We start from the raw sequence: 20,399 nt of genomic DNA on the forward strand, positions 1-20,399 counted from the left end.
AACCCCGCCATGTAAGCGCAATGCTCTGGATGACGATAGAAGGCACTGACGGCCGGCGGGTCAGCCTGCCTCGGCTTCGCGAAAACTTCTGCGGGTATGGCGAGGGGCAAGAGGGCGAGAACCACCATCGGAAATTTCAGAGTCATTCAACGATGCTAGGTCTGCCAAAGTATTTAAGCTATGACATACGCTCAATACATTTGATCAAGAATCTAAATAATGGACCTGAAACTGCTGAGCATCTTCGACGAGGTCTACAAGACCCGCAGTGTCTCTCGCGCGGGCGATCACCTCGGCATGCCGCAGTCGTCCATCAGCATCGCCTTGGCACGGTTGCGGCGGCACTTCGGCGACCCGCTCTTCGTTCGCACGTCCGACGGCATGCAGCCGACGCCGCACGCCACTTCATTGGTGGCTCCGATCCGGCAGGCTCTGGAGCTGCTGCGTGCCGTAACTCGGCAGCAGGCCATCTTCGATCCGGCAAAGGCCGACCGCACTTTTCGCGTGTGCATGACTGGCATTACCCACCTTGTACTTCTGCCCGACCTCATGAACCGCCTGAATGCGGTTGCGCCGTCGATCCGCGTCGAGATCACCCACATTTCAGCCCAGACACCAAAGATGCTCGAATCGGGCGATGCAGACTTGGCCGTGGGCTTCATGCCGGAACTGGAGGCAGGCTTCTACCAGCAAAAGCTCTTCGACCAGCGCTTCGTATGCGTCGTGCGAAAAGACCACCCTCGTATCCAGTCTCGCCTTACTCCAGGCATGTTCAAGCGAGAGAACCACGTGGTGGTGTCAGCGGCAGGAGCAGGCAACGAACTCGTCGAACGCGAACTCGCGCGACTTGGCATACAGAGAAACGTCAGCCTGCACCTGCCGGATTTTCTGGGCATAGGCGCACTGATCGCGCAGACGGAGCTGATGATTACCGTGCCTGCGCGCGTGGCCGAAACCTTGCTGCGAATCGCCGAAGTGAAGGTGTTCGCGCCTCCTTTCAAGCTGGCGGGCTTCGCCATCAAGCAGCATTGGCACGAGCGGTACCAACATGACCCTTCCAACAGGTGGCTGAGATCGGTCATCTCCGATCTCTTTCTGGAGCAATAGCACGAACTGACGATCACTGGCGGTCGACGGCGACAGATGCTCTACCAGGCATCGCTTCGCCCTCCGACCATGGACTTGCCGGTGTTCTTGAGGGATGTTCCGCTCGTTCTTTGAGGAGTAGATATGCAAATTCGCAGCGTTGCTGCTTCCGACGTCGAGGCTGTTTATCGGCTTCTTTCGGCTAACGGATGGGCCCACCGCATCTCTGGTGCCGAGTACCTCGGCCAGTTGATCTCGGCATCGCATACGTCGGCAATCGCTGTGGCAAACGGCGAGGTTGTCGGCTTTGCGCGCGCCATCAGCGACGGCCTGTCCAACGGATACCTGTCCATGGTTGTGGTCGCCGAGCCCTTCCGCCGGAGAGGAATCGGGCAAGCGCTCGTCCAACACATCGTAGGTTCGGAGACAAGCATCACGTGGGTGCTGCGGGCGGGCAGACCGGAAGCCGCCGAGTTCTTTGCCAAGCTGGGTTTCAGAACCTCGTCGGTTGCGATGGAGCGCTCGCGAGGCCAGCAGCGCCAACAGATGCACCTCGAGCGCAGGCTCACCGCGATGGTGGCCGCATCAGACCCGCTGATGGCCGCGCTGCATGCCGTCCGTTCGCTTCAACTCCAGTCCTGGTGCATCGGCGCCGGTGTCATCCGCTCGTTGGTTTGGGACACCCTTCATGGCTTTGACCACCGCTCGCCCGTCGAAGACATGGACGTCGTCTACTTCGATGCGAATGCCGGACCGGAGCACGATGCGTACCTCGAAGAGCAGCTTCGCTCAGCCATGCCAAACCTCTGCTGGGAAGTAACGAACCAGGCCGGCGTCCATCGCTGGTTCGCCGACACCCTCGGCCAGGTTGTTGCGCCGCTCGCCTCGCTTGAAGAAGGCGTTGCGACGTGGCCGGAGTTCGCGACGTGCGTTGGCGTGTACCTGAACGGCGACGGAACACTGGGCGTCGTTGCTCCGCATGGGCTTGACGATCTATTCGGGCTGCGCGTTCGGCACAACCCGCAGAGGGCAAGCGCTGCGACCTACCGCGAGCGCGTTCAGGCCAAGCGGTTTGCCGAGCGGTGGCCCCGGCTTTCGATCGAAGCGGCTTGATTGCCCAATGAAGTGAACGCTTCGGAGAGCGACAGCACACGGCCGCAGTTCACCGCCTGGTAGCCCGGCAGCCGGTTCACTGCCTGTTGGTAGGCATCGCTGCGCAGAATGTCGAGCATCCGCTGCACGATGGGCGCGGCGAGCGAGCGTTCGTCGCATAGCAGAAAGTAGCGCTCCACCTGGTTGGAGATGAAGTCCAGCTTGAACTGCCGCGCGGGTGTTTCCACGCCGTAGCCCGCGTCTGCCATGCCGCTGGCTACGAAGGCGGCCACGGCCGCGTGCGTGAACTCGCATTGCTCGTAGCCCTTGATCGATTCGGGCGCAATGCCCTGCTCGCGCAACTGAAGATCGAACAGGTAGCGCGTGCCTGAACCCGCCTGCCGGTTGATGAAGCGGACATCGGGGCGCGCCAGGTCGGCCAGCGAGTAGATTTTTTTCGGGTTGCCGGGCGCGACCATCAGGCCCTGGTGGCGCGTTGCCATGCCGATGACTTTCTGCGTGTCCGCGTTGAGCCAGGCGCCATAGTGGGTGACGGCTTCGGCCTCGAACGCGCCGAGCGGCACATGAAAACCCGCCACGTCGCAACTGCCGTGATGCAGCGAGGCCACAGCCTCTTCGCTGCCGCAGTAGCGCAAATCGCCCGGCACCTGCGCCGCGGCCAGGAAGCCGTGCAACGCCTCGATGGCAAAACCGTGGCTGGCATGAATGCGCAGCAAGTTGGGCGCAGTGGGAATCAGCTTTTCTATTTCCGCGCCCAGCTCGGAGGCCAGCGAATCGAGCAAGGGCGACAGGCGCGCGGTGATGCGGCGGTCTGCCCACACCAGCTTTTCGCCCAGCGGCGTGAGGCTGGAGCCCTTGCCCCGCTGCATGGCCACGAGCGGCTGGCCGAACATGGCTTCGCCCTGGCGAATGAGCTCCCACGCGTGGCGGTAAGACACGCCGGCCTCTGTGCAAGCGCTGGACAGGCTGCCGTGCTCCAGCACCTTCACCAGCAACTCGATCACCCGCGGCGCCAGGGCTGCGCCATCGGGCTGGCGAATGGTCCATTGCGGCTTGATGTGCACTTCATGCATGGATTTAGGCTTTTCAAAGCATATTTATTGGGCTGGTCGCATCATATTGTGGCACTTGATGCTGCTCCATACACTCGCGCAACCACGAGTATGGCAACTCCGAAATTAGGAGATGAAAAGCATATGACAGAGACAACAGATACGGCAGGCCTGGGCATCGCGGCATCCATTGCCGCCGCGCACAAGGACGTGCCCGGCGGGCTGCTGCCCGCGCTGCACGGCATACAAGACGCGCTGGGCTACGTGCCACCCGATGCGGTGCCGCTCGTGGCCGAGCAGTTCAACCTGTCGCGCGCCGAGGTGCACGGCGTGGTCAGCTACTACCACCACTTTCGCTCTGCGCCGGCGGGCCGGCTGCTGGTGCAGGTCTGCCGGGCCGAGGCCTGCAAGGCGATGGGTGCGGACGCGCTGCTGCAGCATGCCGAGCAACGGCTGGGCTGCGGCGTGCATGGCACCTCGGCCGACGGCCAGTACTCGCTGGAGCCGGTGTTCTGCCTTGGGCTGTGCGCCTCGTCGCCGTCCATTGCAATCAACGACGAAGTGCATGCGCGCATCACGCCGGCGCTGTTCGACGAAATCGTCGGGGAAGCGCGGCAAGCCTCATGACCACCACCATTTATGTTCCCCGCGACTCCGCCGCACTGGCAGTGGGCGCCGACCGGGTGGCCCGGCAGATTGCAGCCGAAGCCCTTGCGCGCAACCTGCCGGTGCGCATTGTGCGCAACGGCTCGCGCGGCCTCTTCTGGCTGGAAACGCTGGTTGAAGTGCAAACACCGCAAGGCCGCGTGGCCTATGGCCCGGTCACGCGCGCCGACGTGGCCGGCCTGTTCGACGCCGGCTTTCTGGGCGGCGGCGCGCATGCGCTGAACCTGGGCCTGACGGAAGAGATTGCCTACCTGAAGAAGCAGGAGCGCCTGACCTTTGCGCGCATGGGCGTGACCGATCCCGTGTCGGTGGCCGATTACGAGGCGCACGAAGGCTTTGCGGGGCTGCGCCGTGCGCTTGCAATGGCGCCGGCGGATATCGTGCAGCAAGTGCTCGACTCCGGATTGCGCGGCCGCGGCGGTGCCGCCTTTCCGGCCGGCATCAAGTGGAAGACGGTGCTGGCCGCGCAGGCGCGCCAGAAATACATCGTCTGCAATGCGGATGAGGGCGACTCGGGCACCTTCTCGGACCGCATGACGATGGAAGGCGATCCGCTCATGCTGGTCGAGGGCATGGCCATTGCGGGCCTTGCCACGGGCGCGACCGAGGGCTACATCTACGTGCGGTCGGAATACCCGCATGCCATTGCCACGCTGAACGAGGCCATCGGCAATGCGGAGCAGGCGGGTTTTCTGGGCGACGACATCCTGGGCTCGGGCCGCAGCTTTCGCTTGATTGTGCGCAAGGCCGCGGGTGCCTATGTGTGCGGCGAAGAAACCGCGCTGCTCGAAAGCCTCGAGGGCCGCCGCGGCATCGTGCGCGCCAAGCCGCCGCTGCCGGCGCTGCAGGGGCTGTTCGGCCAGCCCACGGTGATCAACAACGTGATCACGCTGGCGTCGGTTCCCCTCATCCTGGCGCGCGGCGCCGACTTCTACAAGCACTACGGCGTGGGACGCTCGCGCGGCACGCTGCCGTTTCAGCTGGCCGGAAACATCCGGCACGGGGGCCTCGTCGAAAAGGCGTTCGGCCTTACGCTGCGCGAACTGCTCTACGACTTTGGCGGCGGCAGCGCGAGCGGCCGGCCGATCAAGGCGGTGCAGGTGGGCGGCCCGCTGGGCGCCTATGTGCCCGAATCGCAATGGGACCTGCCGCTCGACTACGAGGCTTATGCCGCCGTGGGCGCGGTGGTGGGCCATGGCGGCATCGTGGTGCACGACGACACGGCCGACATGTCGCAGCTGGCCCGCTACGCCATGGAGTTCTGCGCGATCGAGTCGTGCGGCAAGTGCACGCCCTGCCGCATCGGCTCCACGCGCGGCGTGGAAGTGATCGACAAAATCACCAGCAACCAGAACCGGCCGCAGCAGGTCATTTTGCTGCGCGACCTGTGCGACACCATGCTGCACGGCTCGCTCTGCGCCATGGGCGGCATGACGCCCTACCCCGTGCTGTCGGCCATCAATCACTACCCCGAGGACTTCGGCATCGAAGCCCCCGACCGCGCTGCGGCCTGACCGACGAGACGAACAGGAGACACATCCCATGCTGAACCCATCGCAAGACATCGACTACGGCACGCCCAAGCGCGAGTCCACCGAAGAAGTCACGCTCGAAATCGACGGCATGCCGGTGACGGTGGCCAAGGGCACCTCGCTGATGCGCGCCGCGGTGGATGCTGGCGTGCAGGTGCCCAAACTGTGCGCCACCGACAGCCTGGAGCCCTTCGGCTCTTGCCGGCTGTGCCTGGTGGAGATCGACGGGCGCAAGGGCTACCCGGCGTCTTGCACCACGCCGGCAGAGGCCGGCATGAAGGTGCGCACGCAAAGCCCCAGGCTGCAGGAGCTGCGCAAGGGCGTGATGGAGCTGTACATCTCCGACCATCCGCTCGACTGCCTCACCTGCGCCGCCAACGGCGACTGCGAACTGCAGGACATGGCCGGCGTGACCGGGCTGCGCAACGTGCGCTACGGGTATGACGGCGCCAACCACCTGAAGAGCGCCAAGGACGAATCCAACCCGTATTTCACCTACGACCCGTCCAAGTGCATTGTGTGCAACCGGTGCGTGCGTGCCTGCGAAGAAACGCAGGGCACCTTTGCGCTCACCATCAGCGGCCGCGGCTTCGAGTCGCGCGTGTCGCCGGGACAGGACGAGCCTTTCATGGAATCCGAATGCGTGAGCTGCGGCGCCTGCGTGCAGGCCTGCCCCACGGCCACGCTGCAAGAAAAATCGGTCATCTGGCTGGGCCAGGCCGAGCACAGCGCCATTACCACCTGCGCCTACTGCGGCGTGGGCTGCGGCTTCAAGGCCGAGATGAAGGGCAATGAAGTGGTGCGCATGGTGCCGTGGAAGGACGGCAAGGCCAACGAAGGCCACTCCTGCGTGAAGGGCCGCTTTGCCTGGGGCTACGCGACCCACAAGGACCGGGTGCTCAAGCCCATGATCCGCAGCAAGATCACCGACCCGTGGCAAGAGGTGAGCTGGGAAGAAGCCGTCAATTACGCCGCGAGCGAGTTCCGCCGCATCCAGGCCAAGTACGGCACCGATTCCATCGGCGGGCTCGTGTCGTCGCGCTGCACCAACGAGGAAGGCTACCTGGTGCAGAAGCTGGTGCGCGCGGCCTTCGGCAACAACAACGTCGACACCTGCGCGCGCGTGTGCCATTCGCCCACGGGCTACGGGCTGAAGCAGACCATGGGCGAATCGGCCGGCACGCAGACCTTCAAGTCGGTGGAAAAGTCGGACGTGATCATGGTGATTGGCGCCAACCCGTCGGACGGCCACCCGGTGTTCGCATCGCGCATGAAGAAGCGCCTGCGCGCCGGTGCGCGGCTGATCGTGGTCGATCCGCGCACCATCGACCTGGTGAGGTCGCCGCACGTCAAGGCCGACTATCACCTCAAGCTCAAGCCCGGCACCAACGTGGCGGTCATCAGCGCCATGGCGCACGTGATCGTGACCGAAGGCCTGGTCGACGAGGCCTTCGTGGCCGAGCGCTGCGAGCCCAAGTCGTTCAACGAATGGCGCGAATTTGTCGCGCGCCCGGCCAACTCGCCCGAGGCCATGGAAGAAGTAACCGGCGTGCCGGCCGCCGACCTGCGCGCCGCGGCACGGCTGTTTGCCCAAGGCCACGACGGCAAGCGCAATGCCGCCATCTACTACGGGCTGGGCGTGACCGAGCACAGCCAGGGCTCGACCATGGTGATGGGCATTGCCAACCTGGCCATGGCCACGGGCAACGTGGGCCGCGAGGGCGTGGGGGTGAACCCGCTGCGCGGCCAGAACAACGTGCAGGGCTCGTGCGACATGGGCTCTTTCCCGCACGAACTGCCGGGCTACCGCCATGTGTCGGACAGCACCGCGCGCGGCAGCTTCGAATCGGCCTGGGGCGTGGAGCTGCGGCCCGAGCCGGGCCTGCGCATTCCCAACATGTTCGATGCCGCGATCACCGGCAGCTTCAAGGGCCTGTACTGCGAAGGCGAAGACGTGGTGCAGTCGGACCCGAACACCCAGCACGTGGCCGAGGCCATGATGGCGATGGAATGCATCGTGGTGCAGGACCTTTTCCTGAACGAAACGGCCAAGTACGCGCACGTGTTCTTGCCAGGCGCATCGTTCCTGGAAAAAGACGGCACCTTCACCAACGCTGAGCGGCGCATCTCGCGCGTCACCAAGGTCATGCCGCCGAAGGCGGGCTATGCCGACTGGGAGGTGACGCAGCTGCTCTCCAACGCGCTGGGCTACCCCATGAACTATTCGAGCGCCGAAGAAATCATGAACGAGATCGCCGCGCTCACGCCGACCTTCACGGGCGTGAGCTACGCCAAGCTGGCAAAGCTGGGCAGCGTGCAGTGGCCGTGCAACGAGGCCGCACCCGAAGGCACGCCGACCATGCACATCGACCAATTCGTGCGCGGCAAGGGCAAGTTCATCATCACGCAGTACGTGCCCACCGACGAGAAGGTCACGCGCATGTACCCGCTGATATTGACCACCGGGCGCATCCTCTCGCAGTACAACGTGGGCGCGCAGACCCGCCGCACCGAAAACAACCAGTGGCACAGCGAAGACCGGCTCGAGATCCATCCGGCCGACGCGGAGGACCGCGGCATTGCCGAGGGCGACTGGGTCGGCATCCGGAGCCGGGCCGGCGAAACCGTGCTGCGGGCCACCATCACGGAGCGCGTGCAGCCGGGCGTGGTGTACACCACCTTCCACTTCCCGGAATCGGGGGCCAACGTGATCACCACCGACAACTCCGACTGGGCCACCAATTGCCCCGAATTCAAGGTGACCGCGGTGCAGGTGATGCCGGTGATGCAGCCTTCGGAGTGGCAGCAGGAGTACAGCCGCTTCAACGCGCTGCAGGAAGAACTGCTGAACAAGCGGCTCGGCGAAGCGGCTGAAACAGCGGTGGCCAAATGAACCTGGCCGACATACCGCTGCGGCCCGGAGGCGCCGAGTTGCTGCCGGTGCGCGGCGTGCGTGCACGGCAGGCTTTCGACAACCGCGACTGGGTGGCCGTGGAGATACCGGTTGCGCTGGAGTTCAACGGCATTGCGCACGCCGTGATGCTTGCAACACCCACCGACCTGGCCGACTTTGCGCTGGGCTTCGCGCTCAGCGAGGGCATCTTGCTGGCGCGCGGCGAGCTCTACGGCATCGAGGAAGAGTACGGGCCCGAGGGCATTACCCTGAAGCTCGAAGTTGCAAGCGCGGCCTTCGCGCGGCTGAAGGAGCGTCGCCGCTCGATGGCCGGCCGCACGGGCTGCGGGTTGTGCGGCACCGAAAGCCTCGCGCATGTCTCGCGCGCACTGCCGGCTTTGCCGCCGGGCCCCTCGCTCTCGAAGAGCGCTGTGGCCCGCGGCATGCGGGAGCTTGCGTCGCTGCAGGTGCTGCAGAAGGTGACGGGCGCGGTGCACGCGGCGGCCTGGTGCACGGCAGAAGGCGAGGCCCTGCTGGTGCGCGAAGACGTTGGCCGGCACAACGCGCTCGACAAGCTGGTGGGTGCGCTTGCCAAGAGCACGCTGGCCGCTTCCACCGGCTTCATCGCCGTGACCAGCCGCGCGAGTTTCGAGATGGTGCAAAAGACTGTTGCGGCCGGGGTGCCGCTGCTGGCCGCGGTGTCGGCCTCAACCTCGATGGCCACGGCCGTCGCGCAAGAAACAGGACTGACGCTGGCCGGCTTCGTGCGCGGCGACGACCTCGTCATCTACACCCACCCGGGGCGGCTGAACGGCCAGCCCGCAACTGCCTGAGGTTTTCAGCAATGCATGTAGACCAGCTGATTCGCATGGTGAACCAGATGGGCAGCTTCTTCGAAGCCATGCCCGACCGCGGCGAAGCCCTGCAGGACTTGGCGCTGCACCTCAAGCGCTTCTGGGAGCCGCGCATGCGCAGGGAGCTGCTCGCGCACCTGGATGCGGATGGAAGCGGGTCGTTGAACCCGGTGTCGGCCGAGGCGATTCGCGTTCACCGGGCGCTGCTCGAATAGCACTGCGGGGCCCCGCCCCTGCCATCAATCGATGCTGATATTCGCGGCCTTGGCCACCTCGGCCCATTTCACGCGGTTGTCGTGCACGGTCTTCTTGAACTGCGCTGGCGTTTCGATGCGCACGGTATTGCCCTGGCTTTCGAAGCGCTCGCGGATGTCGGGCTGCTCCAGCACCGCCTTCACCGCGGCGTTGAGCTTGTTGACGATCTGCGCATCGGTGCCCTTGGGCGCGAAGATGCCGAACCAGATCGAGCTGTCGAAACCCTTGGTTCCGGGGAGACCGCTCGAGGCGATGGTGGGCACCTCCTTGACGGCCGCCACCGGGTTGGCCGTGGTCACGCCCAGGAGGCGCACCTTGCCCGCTTTGTAGTGCGGCAGCACCGTCTGCACCTGGTTCATGATGCAGCAGGTTTCGCCGCGCACCACCGAGGTGATGGCCTCGGGCCCGCCCTTGTAGGGCACGTGCACCATGCTCAGGCCAAGGCGCGAATTGAATTCGGCAAAGGCCATGTGCGTGCCGGCGCCGTTGCCTGTAGACGCATAGTTGTACTTGCCGGGGTTGGCCTTGACGAGATCGACGAACTCCTTCAATGTCTTTGCGTTGATCACCTCGGGGTTGATGGTGAGCACGTTCGAAACATCGAGCACCGGCGCCACGGGCACGAAGTCTGCCTCCACGTCGAACGGCAGCTTCTTGTAGAGCGCGGCGTTGCTGCCGTGCGTGGCGGCGGTGCCAAAGGAGAGCGTGTAGCCGTCGGGCTTGGCATGGGCCACGTATTCGCTGGCAATGTTGCCGGCCGCGCCCGACTTGTAGTCGATGATCACGGGCTTGCCGAGTTGCTTTGCAAGCGGCTCCTGGATGGCGCGGGCCACCACGTCCACGCCGGAGCCGGCCGGAAAGCCCATGATCAGCGTAACGGGCTGCTGGGGCCAATCGGCCTGGGCAAAGGCGGCGGACGACGCGGCCACGCACAGGGCGGCGCCGGCCAGCAGCAGGCCGGGCCGGAAGGAACGTGAAAAGGGAGAATGAGTCATGACTGTCTTTCCTCGATGCGGGCGGTGCAGCCCGGGATTGTGGCGCGCGGTTCATGCCCGATCCGGTATGAGCTTATGCGGGGCACGCCCGCATCGCGCTACCTCTCCATAATCGCCGCATGGTCCGCCCCACCCAACAACTCCACCCCGCACGCGAGCCGGTGCCCGTGCGCGCGGCAGCCACCGTGCTGCTGCTGCGCGATTCCGAAGCCGGCATCGAAGTGCTGATGACGCGCCGCTCGGACAGAGCAAGCTTCGCGCCAGGCGCCTATGTGTTTCCCGGCGGCCAAATCGATACGGCCGACGAAGCTGCCCAGCGCATTGCCACGCACCGCCCGACGCAGAGCGGACTTCAACTCACGCAAGCCATCGCGGCCATTCGCGAAGGCTTCGAAGAACTGGGCGTGCTGCTTGCGCGCCATGCCGACGGCCGGCCGGTGAGTGCGGAAGACATCGCCTCGATGGACCGCAGCACCACGTCGCCCGTTTCCTTTGTGGCGCAGTGCGAGCAACGCGGGCTGTTGCTTGCCTCCGACCAGGTGTTCACCCTTGCGCACTGGATCACCGACCGCGACTTGCCCAAGCGCTTCGACGTGCCCTTTCTGGTGGCGCGCATGCCCGAAGGCCAGACGCCCACGGCCGACGAAAGCGAGCAGTTCGAGCCCTGCTGGGTGCGGCCGGCCGATGCGCTGGCACGCCACGCGGCGGGCAGCTTCTTCATGATCTTTCCGACGGTGCGCACGCTGCAGCGGCTGGCAGCCTATGCCAAGGTCGATGCGGTGCTGCAAGCCTGCGCCGGCGAAAAACCGCTGTGGACCAGCTGCCCGCGCGCCGGGCTGCTCGGCGGACAGGATGCGCGCTACATGGAAGGCGAATCGCCCTACGGCGAGCTTGCGCTGGTGTGCCCCGACGGCCAATTGCTGCACACGCTCGACTGGCAGAGCGAGCACGCGGTGCCGCTGCTCAAGAACGTGCAGCGCCTGACCGCACCCAATTCAGGCGCGATGACCGGCCCGGGCACCAACAGCTACATCGTGGGCGATGCGGCCACGGGCTACCTGGTGATCGACCCCGGGCCGAACGATGCCGCGCACATCGGCCGGCTCTGGCGCGCCACGCGGGGCGACATCCGCATGATCGTCTGCACGCATTCGCATGCCGACCATTCGCCCGGCGCGGCGCCGCTGCAGGCGCTGTGCAAAAAGGCAAAGCCGCCGATCCTCGGGCTTTCTTCTGCGCCCACGGCGCGTTCGTCTGCACGCTTTGCCGCCGAGCGCGAACTGCTCGACGGCGAGCGCCTGGTGCTCTCGGGCACCGACGCCGAAGGCCAAAAAATCACCCACACGCTGCGCGCCATTCACACGCCCGGTCATGCCGCCAATCACGTGTGCCTGGTGCTGGAGGAAGACGGCCTGCTGTTCTCCGGCGACCACATCCTGAACGGAAGCACCACGGTGGTCGACCCGCCCGACGGCGACATGAACGCGTACCTCGAATCGCTGGACAAGCTGGACGCGGCATGCAAAGCGAGCGGCATCGACTTCATCCTGCCGGCGCACGGCTACGTCATCGGCAGCGCGCGCGCCGCCATCGCCCAACTGAAAGCGCATCGCCTCAAGCGCGAAGCCAAGATTGCATCCGCCATGAAGAAACTCCCCCAAGGCACGCCTGAAGACTGGCTGCCGCTTGCCTACGACGACGTGCCCGAGCGCATGTGGCCCGTGGCGGCCCGCTCGCTGGCCGCCCACGTGGCCCGCATCCGGCAACTGGCTTCCGCCCAATGACCGGCGCCAGCGAAGAAGGCATTCGCCTTGCCAAGCGCGTGGCCGCCATCGCCGGCTGCTCGCGCCGCGAGGCCGAGTTGCTCATCGAAAACGGCGCGGTGCGGGTTGACGGCGTGCCGGCGCTGCTGCCGCAGTCGCGCGTGCAAGACCACCAGAAGGTCGAGATCGAGGCCGGCGCCAAGCCTGAACCGGTACTGCCCGTCACCCTGCTGCTGCACAAGCCGGCCGGCATGCCGACCGAAAACGCGCACCGGCTGCTGGTGGCCGCCAACCATCACGAGCCCGAGCGCGCGGGCATGCGCTTTCTGCCGGCCCACGCCAAGGGCCAGAACTGCATGACGCCTCTGGAAACCGGCGCCAGCGGACTCGTCGTGTACACGCAGGATTGGCGCATCGAGCGCAAGCTGCATGAAGACGCGGGCGTGATCGAACACGAGGTCATGGTCGACGTGGCGGGCCCGGTCACCCCTGAGCAGTTGGTGCGCTTCGAGCGCTCGCCCGCGCGGGTGAGCATCGGCCGGCAGAGCGACGAGCAGACCGGCCTGCGCTTTGCGCTCAAGGGCGCGCGGCCCGGGCAAATCGCGCATCTGTGCGACAACGCGGGCCTGCGCATTCTTGCGATGCGGCGCATCCGCATCGGCCGCGTGCCGCTGTCGGGGCTGCAGCCCGGGCAGTGGCGTTATCTTTCGCCGCACGAACGCTTCTGACACGACAACGACAACAACAAGAAAGAAGCTGTCGAGGGACAAGAACAGATACAGGGACAGATACAGGGACAGGAGAAAAAATGAAGTTCGGAATCAAGACCGCCGCACTTGCCTGCACAGCGCCTCTTGCGCTGGCGGGCTGCAGTTATCTCGCGCCATTGCTGCCCAACCAGGCGCCGCCTGCGCCACCGGCGCCGCCACCGGTCGTTTCTCCCAGCGGACTGGCGCCCATCACCGAAGAGCAGGTGGAGCGCATCCGCGAGGCGATCGTCGCCAAGCCGCCGACGCCGGCCGTGGCCAAGATCGTGCGAAGCGCGGCGCCGACCATCGAATCTTTCGTGCGGACCGAAGGCTGCATCACCGCCCGCAACGGCGCCGTGCTCAACCCCTTTGCGGCGCCGGGGCGGCTTTTCGATGCAACGGGCTTTCAGGGCGGCCCCATGGCGGAAATGCAGTACCACGACAGGACAGCCTGCGTCACCGTCAAGCGCATCCAGAACTGGAAGATGGTGTCGCCCAAGCTGCTGCGCTTCGACGTGGTGTACGTGGGAGACGACGGCGAAGAGCGCTCCGTCAGGCGGCACGAGCTGATGCGTCAGCCCAAGGGCGGATGGCTGTTTACGCGCTGAGCGTGCGCTCCGCGGCAGCTGCGCAATGGCTCGCTGCCCCGGGGCAAGAAAAAGTGTGAAGCCCGCCGATAAGCCGGATTCTGTGCGTTGGGGTTGCCCCCAACGTGACCGCCATTACTCTGGGCCGTTTGTCGCCAAACGGCTCGATGCCACCTACCCGCCAGCTCAGCGGAACCACCTCGATACTGGCCTACTTGGTGTTGCTGCGCGCAGAGATTGCCCGTTTCACCCGAACTTAATCGGCTCGTCTCTGTTGCTCTGATCCTCACCTCACGGTGGAGAGTCGTTAACTCCTGCGCTGTCCTGTGCAGTCCGGACGTTCCTCCAGTGCGGTCTTTCGACGCGGCGCCTTGCGGCGTCGCCCCTTTCGGGCTTGCACCAGCGGCGGTCTGGCGTGCTTCACGAAGGGAATTATCGCCTGATCCCCTCGCATCCGCCGACGGCCCGTTTCACAATGGCGCTTCGATTGACCTGCCCTGCCCCATAAAGCCCAAGGAGATCCAATGAAGGCCCAGAACATCCTCCAGACCATCGGCAACACGCCGCACATCCGCATCAACCGCCTGTTCGGCAATGCGAAGCAGCAGGTGTGGATCAAGTCCGAGCGCGCCAACCCGGGCGGCTCCATCAAGGACCGCATTGCGCTGTCGATGGTGGAAGACGCCGAGAAATCGGGCGCGCTCAAGCCCGGCGGCACCATCGTGGAGCCCACCTCGGGCAACACCGGCATCGGGCTGGCCATGGTTGCGGCCGTCAAGGGCTACAAGCTCATCCTGGTAATGCCCGACAGCATGTCGATGGAGCGCCGCCGCCTGATGCTGGCCTACGGCGCCACCTTCGACCTGACGCCGCGCGCCGGCGGCATGAAGGCCTCCATTGCCCGCGCCGAGGAAATCGTGGCCGGCACGCCGGGCGCGTGGATGCCGCAGCAGTTCAACAACCCCGCCAACGTCGACGTGCACGTGCGCACCACGGCCGAAGAAATTGCGGCCGACTTCCCGGACGGCATCGACGTGCTGATCACCGGCGTAGGCACCGGCGGCCACATCACCGGGGTGGCGAGGACTCTCAAGAAGAAGTGGCCCAAGCTGCAGGTGTTTGCCGTTGAGCCGGTGGCCTCGCCGGTCATTTCGGGCGGCCAGCCTTCGCCGCACCCGATCCAGGGCATTGGCGCGGGCTTCATTCCAAAGAACCTGGACACCTCGCTGCTCGACGGCGTGCTGCAGGTCGACGCCGAGCCGGCCCGCGAAATGGCCCGCCGCTGCGCGGTGGAAGAAGGCATGTTGGTGGGCATTTCATCCGGCGCCACGCTCGCAGCCATTGCGCAGAAGTTGCCCACGCTGGCGCCCGATGCCGTGGTGCTGGGCTTCAACTACGACACCGGCGAGCGCTACCTCTCGGTCGAAGGCTTCCTGCCAGCCTGAGCAGCTATCTCTTTCATAGCGCCCCGGGCGCGTAAAATCTGCGGCCTGCTTGATAACCACAAGCCACACCGACATGCTGAGAATTTCTGAAATCAAACTGCCGCTCGACCACGACGACGCGGCGCTCCCCCAGGCCATTGCCACCGCCCTCGACACGCCGGTTTCCAGCGTGCGCGAGTTCAAGGTGTTCAAGCGCAGCTTCGACGCGCGCAAGCCGCAGCTGCTGCAGGTCTACATCGTCGACGTGCAGCTGGCCGACGACAAGCTCGAGGCCGCACTGCTCGCAAAGCATGCCGGCCATCCGCACGTCCAGCCTGCGCCCGACATGCGCTACACGCCTCCGGCGCATGCGCCCGAGGGTGCGCCCCGGCCAGTGGTAATCGGCTTTGGCCCCTGCGGCATCTTTGCGGCGCTGATGCTCGCGAAGATGGGCTTCAAGCCCATCGTGCTCGAACGCGGCAAGACGGTGCGCCAGCGCACCCGCGACACCTGGGGCCTGTGGCGCAAGAGCGTGCTCAACCCGGAGTCGAACGTGCAGTTCGGCGAAGGCGGCGCCGGCACTTTTTCGGACGGCAAGCTCTACAGCCAGATCAAGGACCCGCGCTTCCTCGGCCGCAAGGTGATGGAAGAGTTCGTGAAGGCCGGCGCGCCGCCCGAAATTCTTTACGTCGCGCATCCGCACATCGGCACCTTCAAGCTGGTGAAGGTGGTGGAGAACATCCGCGAGCAGATCGTGGCGCTGGGCGGCGAAATCCGCTTCGAGCAGCGCGTGACCGACGTGCACATCGAAGACGGCCAGCTTAGAGGCCTTACGGTGGTCGACCAGGCCACCGGCACCAGCAGCGAGCTGCGCGCCGACCACGTGGTGATGGCGCTCGGCCACAGCTCGCGCGACACCTTTGCCATGCTGCACCAGCGCGGCGTGCACATCGAGGCCAAGCCGTTTTCCATCGGCTTTCGGGTCGAGCACCCGCAGGGCCTTATCGACCGTGCGCGCTGGGGCCGGCATGCGGGCCATCCGCTGCTTGGCGCGGCCGACTACAAGCTGGTGCACCACGCAAGCAACGGCCGCTCGGTCTACAGCTTTTGCATGTGCCCCGGCGGCACCGTGGTGGCAGCCACCAGCGAGCCGGGCCGCGTGGTCACCAACGGCATGAGCCAGTATTCGCGCAACGAGCGCAACGCCAACGCGGGCATCGTGGTGGGCATCGACCCGCGCGACTTTCCGGGCTGGACGGCAGAGACCGCGGGCGACGCACTCGCCGGCATTGCGTTGCAGCGCGAGCTCGAATCGAACGCCTTCGTGCTTGGCGGCGGCGACTATCGCGCGCCCGGCCAGCTGGTGGGCGACTTCATCGCGGGCAAGCCTTCGACCGCACTCGGCAGCGTGCTGCCGTCGTACAAGCCCGGCGTTACGCCCACCGACCTGCACCAAGCACTGCCGGCCTACGCCATCGAGGCGATGCGCGAGGCCTTTCCCGCCTTCGGCCGCAAGATCAAGGGCTTCGACCTGCACGATGCGGTGCTGACCGGTGTGGAAACGCGCACTTCGTCGCCCATTCGCATCACGCGCGGCGACGACTTTCAAAGCCTCAACGTGCGCGGCCTGTACCCGGCCGGCGAAGGCGCAAGCTACGCGGGCGGCATTCTCTCGGCCGGCGTGGACGGCATCAAGGTGGCCGAGGCGGTGGCACGCAGCGTCACCGGAACGTAAGGAGCCACGCCCATGTCCAGCAGCAACAACAACAGCGAAGACGGCTTCCACTTCTACGAGCCCGCCAAGGGCCATGGCCTGCCGCACGATCCATTCAATGCGATGGTCGGTCCACGGCCGATTGGATGGATCTCGTCGCAGGACGAGAACGGCGCGCTCAACCTCGCGCCATACAGCTTTTTCAACGCCTTCAACTACACGCCGCCGATCGTCGGCTTTGCGAGCATTGGCGCCAAGGACAGCCTGCACAACATCCGCCAGACGCGCGAGTTTGGCTGGAACCTGGCCACCCGGCCGCTGGCCGAGCAAATGAACCAGTCGTGCGCGGCCGTGCCGCCCGAGGTGAACGAGTTCGAGCTTGCCGGCCTCACCCCCGCGGCTTCGCGCAACATTGCGGTGCCGCGCGTGGCCGAAAGCCCGGTGTCCTTCGAATGCCGGCTCACGCAGCTGCTGCAGCTCGAAGGCGTGGATGGCGAGCCGGTGCCCACGTGGCTCATCCTCGGCGAAGTGGTGGGCGTGCACATTGCACGGCACCTGCTGAAGAACGGCATTTACGACACGGCTGCCGCGCGCCCCATCTTGCGTGGCGGCGGCCCGGCCGACTATTTCGAGATCAGCCCCGACAATCTCTTCAAGATGTTCCGACCGCGCTGAGCGCGAGGGAACATTGCTTTTTTTCTGCCTGCTGCCAACCTGACAAAAACCGACCGATGACCGACACCGCCACGCCTCAAGAAATCCAGGAAGTCCAGCAAACGGAAGCCGAGGGCGCTGCCCAGCAGCCCCGCGCCGAGGGTGCCCGCCCGCCCCGGCAGCCGCGCCAGCCACGGCAGCAGCAACAGCAAAAACAAAAGGCCGGCAAGCAAGCCGCGCCGCAGCAGCAACAGCAACAGCCGCAGCGCGCACGCAAGGTGCACCCTGCGCTCGAGAAGCTGTTCGAGCTTTATCCCGGCATGTTTGGCGCGCGCTTCCTGCCGCTCAAGCTCGGCGTGTTCCAGGACCTGCTCGAAAAGCACCCCGACGATTTCAAGAAGGACGAGCTGAAGGTTGCGCTCGGCCTGCATGCACGCTCCACGCGCTACCTCGAGGCAGTGGCGGCGGGCCTTGCGCGGCACGACCTCGACGGCAACGTGGTGGAACCCGTGGCACCCGAGCACGTGCACCACGCCATCCTCGAACTCCACCGCCGCCGTGCGCAGCGCAACCCCGGCGAGGACCTGCGTCCGCAGCTGGTGGCACGCATTGCCCGCGCGGTGGAAGCCTCGGGCCTCGACCGCGAAGCCTACGCGGTGCTGGTGCGCTCGCGCGACGAAGAAACCAATGCCGTGCTCGACGAGGCGCTGGCCGAACTGGGCCGGCAAGCCGCCAAGCGCGAGGCGCTGCTGCGCGCCTTCGAGGCGAGCGGGCGCGACAGCGAGCAGGCCTTTGCCGAGATGTACGGCATGGACGCCGAAGAAGTGACGCGCACGCTGCAACGGGCGCGTGACGACAACAAGCGGGCACTGGCTGCGGCCGAGACCGCCGCGCCTGCCGCCGCAGCGGCACCGGCCACTACCGGGTCCGACCAACCCGCCGCCACCGGCAATTGAACGCCCGAAGCGCTCGGAAGGCCGCAACTGTGCAGGCTGACCGGGTCGCGGCGAAATTTTTCGCTAGAAATCGGCGCTCTGGAAACGTTTTTATACATTTCCAGTTACATTTCTCCGGCCCATTTCGGGCGGAGGAGAAGTTAATTTGAAAAGAGTCATCAGGCTGCTTCTCGCAGCCGTGGCTGTTTCCGTGTTCGCGAGCGGCTGCGCCGTCAACCGCGCAACAGCCACCGTCGACCCCTCGGCGAATCTCGACAAGCTGCGCGTGGTGCAGATCAGGAAGCTTGAGGGTGAAGACGGCACGATCCAGAAACTGATCGCCAGCAATCTGCGAAAACGCGGGTATGAGGTGTCGGAAGACGCCAAGCCGCCCGAGAAGGTCGATGCAGTCGTGACGTACGTCGACAAGTGGATGTGGGACATCACGATGTACCTGATCGAGCTAACCGTCACGGTCCGCGAGCCGAAATCCGACTTTCCGTTGGCCACCGGCAATTCGCTCCACTCCTCCCTCACACGCCTCTCGCCGACCGAAATGGTCGACGAGGTGGTCGGCAACATCTTCAAAGAATCGGAAAAATCCAAATGATCAGCACCACCACCCTTCGCCGCGCAGGCGCCCTGGCCGTTCTTTCCATCGTCGTCGTGCTCGCGGGCTGCGCTTCGTCGGCCAACCGCGAGGCCATGACGCCCACCAGCATCGCCTCGAGCAAGAAGCTGCCGTACTCGCTGTCGGTGAAAACCGGTGGCGGCAATGAAACGAACCCGCTGTGGAGCTCGGATATCTCCAACGAGGACCTGGCTGCCGCCATCGAGAAGACGGTGACGCAATCGGCCCTGTTCAAGGAAGTCGTCAAGGGCAAGAGCGGCGACTACGAGCTCTCGGTTTCGATCGTCAAGTTGACCAAGCCCACGTTCGGCGCCGCGTTCACAGTCGACATGGAGGCGGGCTGGTCGCTCATCAAGACCTCTGACAAGTCGGTGGCGATGCGCCAGGTCATCAAGTCGACCTACACGGGTGGCGCGTTCGATTCGCTCGTCGGCACGACCCGCCTGCGCATGTCTGTGGAAGGTGCCGCGCGCAACAACATCAAGCAGGGCCTGGAAGCCATCGCGGCACTCAATCTCTGATCGGACGGCAGACCGTTCGGTGAATGAAAAAAGGGGCTGGTGATTCACCAGCCCCTTTTTCTTGTGCCTCTGCGCAGTGATCAGCGTGCGTTCTGCAGCGCTGCAATGCGCTCTTCGATCGGCGGGTGCGTTGCAAACAGCTTGCCGATGCTGCCCGTGATGCCCATGGCTTCGACCGCCTTGGGCAGTTCGCCGGCCGGCAGGCCGCCCAGGCGGGCGAGCGCGTTCATCATCGGCTGGCGGTTGCCCATCAGCGCGGCCGCGCCGGCGTCGGCGCGGAATTCGCGCTGGCGCGAGAACCAGGCCACCACGATGGCCGCCGCAAAGCCCAGCACGATGTCCAGCACGATGGTGCTCACGTAGTAGCCGATGCCGGGGCCGGAAGAACGGTCGTCGCCGCGGCGCAAAAAGCTGTCGACCGCGTAGCCGATCACGCGCGAGAGGAACACGACGAAGGTGTTCATCACGCCCTGGATCAGCGTCATGGTCACCATGTCGCCGTTGGCGATGTGCGCCACCTCGTGGCCGATGACGGCCTCGACTTCTTCGCGCGTCATGTTCTGCAGCAGGCCGGTCGATACCGCCACCAGCGACGAGTTCTTGAACGCGCCGGTGGCAAAGGCGTTGGGCTCGCCCTCGAAGATGCCGACCTCGGGCATGCCGATGCCGGCCTTGTCGGCAAACTTGCGCACGGTGCCGACAATCCAGGCCTCGTCGGGCGACTGGGGGTTGTCGATCATGCGGATGCCGGTGGTCCACTTGGCCATGGGCTTGCTGATCAGCAGCGAAATGATCGCGCCGCCAAAGCCCATGATCAGCGCAAAGCCGAGCAGTGCCGTCAGGTTCAGCCCGTTGGCCGTTAGAAAGCGGTTGACGCCGAGCAGGCTGGCAACGATGCCGAGCACCGCAACGACCATCACATTGGTCAAAACGAACAGAAGGATACGTTTCAAGTTGAATTCTCCGTGGGGGAAC

Annotated in this window: 19 protein-coding genes and 1 other RNA gene; 16 read left to right on the forward strand and 4 right to left on the reverse strand. The window is 65.3% G+C overall.

Annotation, left to right across the window (positions count from 1 at the left end; genetic code table 11):
* Positions 1-219: 219 nt before the first annotated feature.
* Together V9L21_RS25235 and V9L21_RS25240 are read left to right on the forward strand one after the other, a co-directional pair.
* Positions 220-1,107 (forward strand): LysR family transcriptional regulator, encoded by an 888-nt coding sequence (locus V9L21_RS25235; RefSeq protein WP_337315529.1) that lies wholly within the window; start codon positions 220-222, stop codon positions 1,105-1,107.
* A gap of 123 nt (positions 1,108-1,230) precedes the next feature.
* A complete protein-coding gene (locus V9L21_RS25240; RefSeq protein WP_337315530.1) occupies positions 1,231-2,199 on the forward strand; it encodes a nucleotidyltransferase family protein in 969 nt (322 codons plus the stop codon).
* On the opposite strand, the gene V9L21_RS25245 is transcribed toward V9L21_RS25240, so the two are convergent.
* Complete coding sequence (locus V9L21_RS25245) at positions 2,145-3,272, reverse strand: substrate-binding domain-containing protein (RefSeq protein WP_337315531.1); 1,128 nt, start codon at positions 3,270-3,272, stop codon at positions 2,145-2,147. The genes V9L21_RS25240 and V9L21_RS25245 overlap by 55 nt on opposite strands.
* A 123-nt stretch (positions 3,273-3,395) precedes the next feature.
* Here V9L21_RS25245 and V9L21_RS25250 point away from each other — a divergent pair, with 123 nt between their 5' ends.
* From V9L21_RS25250 to V9L21_RS25270, 5 genes are read left to right on the forward strand one after another with little or no spacing between them, the layout of a single operon-like run.
* Positions 3,396-3,878, forward strand: coding sequence for a formate dehydrogenase subunit gamma (locus tag V9L21_RS25250; protein ID WP_337315532.1), 483 nt, complete (start codon positions 3,396-3,398; stop codon positions 3,876-3,878).
* On the forward strand, positions 3,875-5,431 hold the full coding sequence (locus V9L21_RS25255; protein ID WP_337315533.1) for a formate dehydrogenase beta subunit: 1,557 nt from the start codon (positions 3,875-3,877) through the stop codon (positions 5,429-5,431). The genes V9L21_RS25250 and V9L21_RS25255 overlap by 4 nt, the downstream gene beginning before the upstream one ends.
* Positions 5,432-5,459: 28 nt before the next feature.
* A complete protein-coding gene (fdhF, locus tag V9L21_RS25260; protein WP_337315534.1) occupies positions 5,460-8,342 on the forward strand; it encodes a formate dehydrogenase subunit alpha in 2,883 nt (960 codons plus the stop codon).
* Positions 8,339-9,175 (forward strand): formate dehydrogenase accessory sulfurtransferase FdhD, encoded by an 837-nt coding sequence (fdhD, locus tag V9L21_RS25265; protein WP_337315535.1) that lies wholly within the window; start codon positions 8,339-8,341, stop codon positions 9,173-9,175. The genes fdhF and fdhD overlap by 4 nt, the downstream gene beginning before the upstream one ends.
* A gap of 11 nt (positions 9,176-9,186) precedes the next feature.
* Complete coding sequence (locus tag V9L21_RS25270; RefSeq protein WP_337315536.1) at positions 9,187-9,411, forward strand: formate dehydrogenase subunit delta; 225 nt, start codon at positions 9,187-9,189, stop codon at positions 9,409-9,411.
* A gap of 24 nt (positions 9,412-9,435) precedes the next feature.
* Here V9L21_RS25270 and V9L21_RS25275 read toward each other — a convergent pair whose 3' ends face one another.
* Positions 9,436-10,446 carry a Bug family tripartite tricarboxylate transporter substrate binding protein gene (locus tag V9L21_RS25275; RefSeq protein ID WP_337315537.1) on the reverse strand — a complete coding sequence of 337 codons (1,011 nt, stop codon included), beginning with the start codon at positions 10,444-10,446 and terminating at the stop codon, positions 9,436-9,438.
* 119 nt (positions 10,447-10,565) lie between these two features.
* On the opposite strand from V9L21_RS25275, the gene V9L21_RS25280 reads away from it, so the two are divergent.
* The 3 genes from V9L21_RS25280 (at position 10,566) to V9L21_RS25290 (ending at position 13,566) form a co-directional block, all read left to right on the forward strand.
* Positions 10,566-12,230, forward strand: coding sequence for an MBL fold metallo-hydrolase (locus V9L21_RS25280; protein WP_337315538.1), 1,665 nt, complete (start codon positions 10,566-10,568; stop codon positions 12,228-12,230).
* Positions 12,227-12,937, forward strand: a complete 711-nt coding sequence (locus V9L21_RS25285) for an RNA pseudouridine synthase (protein WP_337315539.1) — start codon at positions 12,227-12,229, stop codon at positions 12,935-12,937. Before V9L21_RS25280 ends, V9L21_RS25285 begins: the two co-directional genes overlap by 4 nt.
* A gap of 80 nt (positions 12,938-13,017) precedes the next feature.
* Complete coding sequence (locus tag V9L21_RS25290; protein WP_337315540.1) at positions 13,018-13,566, forward strand: hypothetical protein; 549 nt, start codon at positions 13,018-13,020, stop codon at positions 13,564-13,566.
* Positions 13,567-13,619: 53 nt separating this feature from the next.
* On the opposite strand, the gene rnpB is transcribed toward V9L21_RS25290, so the two are convergent.
* An RNA gene (gene rnpB, locus V9L21_RS25295) (RNase P RNA component class A) lies at positions 13,620-13,967 on the reverse strand.
* Between the two features lie 102 nt (positions 13,968-14,069).
* Between rnpB and cysK the strand changes: the two genes are divergently transcribed.
* The 6 genes from cysK (at position 14,070) to V9L21_RS25325 (ending at position 19,424) form a co-directional block, all read left to right on the forward strand.
* The gene (gene cysK, locus V9L21_RS25300; RefSeq protein WP_337315541.1) at positions 14,070-14,990 is read left to right on the forward strand and encodes a cysteine synthase A; all 921 of its coding nucleotides are present in this window, start codon (positions 14,070-14,072) and stop codon (positions 14,988-14,990) included.
* A gap of 73 nt (positions 14,991-15,063) precedes the next feature.
* Positions 15,064-16,704 carry an NAD(P)/FAD-dependent oxidoreductase gene (locus V9L21_RS25305; RefSeq protein WP_337315542.1) on the forward strand — a complete coding sequence of 547 codons (1,641 nt, stop codon included), beginning with the start codon at positions 15,064-15,066 and terminating at the stop codon, positions 16,702-16,704.
* Between the two features lie 12 nt (positions 16,705-16,716).
* A complete protein-coding gene (locus V9L21_RS25310) occupies positions 16,717-17,358 on the forward strand; it encodes a flavin reductase family protein (protein WP_337315543.1) in 642 nt (213 codons plus the stop codon).
* Between the two features lie 56 nt (positions 17,359-17,414).
* Positions 17,415-18,293: a ProQ/FINO family protein gene (locus V9L21_RS25315; RefSeq protein ID WP_337315544.1), complete on the forward strand. Its 879-nt coding sequence runs from the start codon at positions 17,415-17,417 to the stop codon at positions 18,291-18,293.
* A gap of 145 nt (positions 18,294-18,438) precedes the next feature.
* Complete coding sequence (locus tag V9L21_RS25320; RefSeq protein WP_337315545.1) at positions 18,439-18,882, forward strand: hypothetical protein; 444 nt, start codon at positions 18,439-18,441, stop codon at positions 18,880-18,882.
* On the forward strand, positions 18,879-19,424 hold the full coding sequence (locus tag V9L21_RS25325) for a hypothetical protein (protein ID WP_157611989.1): 546 nt from the start codon (positions 18,879-18,881) through the stop codon (positions 19,422-19,424). The genes V9L21_RS25320 and V9L21_RS25325 overlap by 4 nt, the downstream gene beginning before the upstream one ends.
* A gap of 80 nt (positions 19,425-19,504) precedes the next feature.
* Here the strand turns inward: V9L21_RS25325 and htpX are convergent, their stop codons facing one another.
* A complete protein-coding gene (htpX, locus tag V9L21_RS25330) occupies positions 19,505-20,377 on the reverse strand; it encodes a protease HtpX (RefSeq protein ID WP_126747554.1) in 873 nt (290 codons plus the stop codon).
* Between the last annotated feature and the right edge of the window lie 22 nt (positions 20,378-20,399).

This window comes from Variovorax sp. CCNWLW235 (assembly GCF_037204085.1).
GTDB lineage: Bacteria > Pseudomonadota > Gammaproteobacteria > Burkholderiales > Burkholderiaceae_C > Variovorax.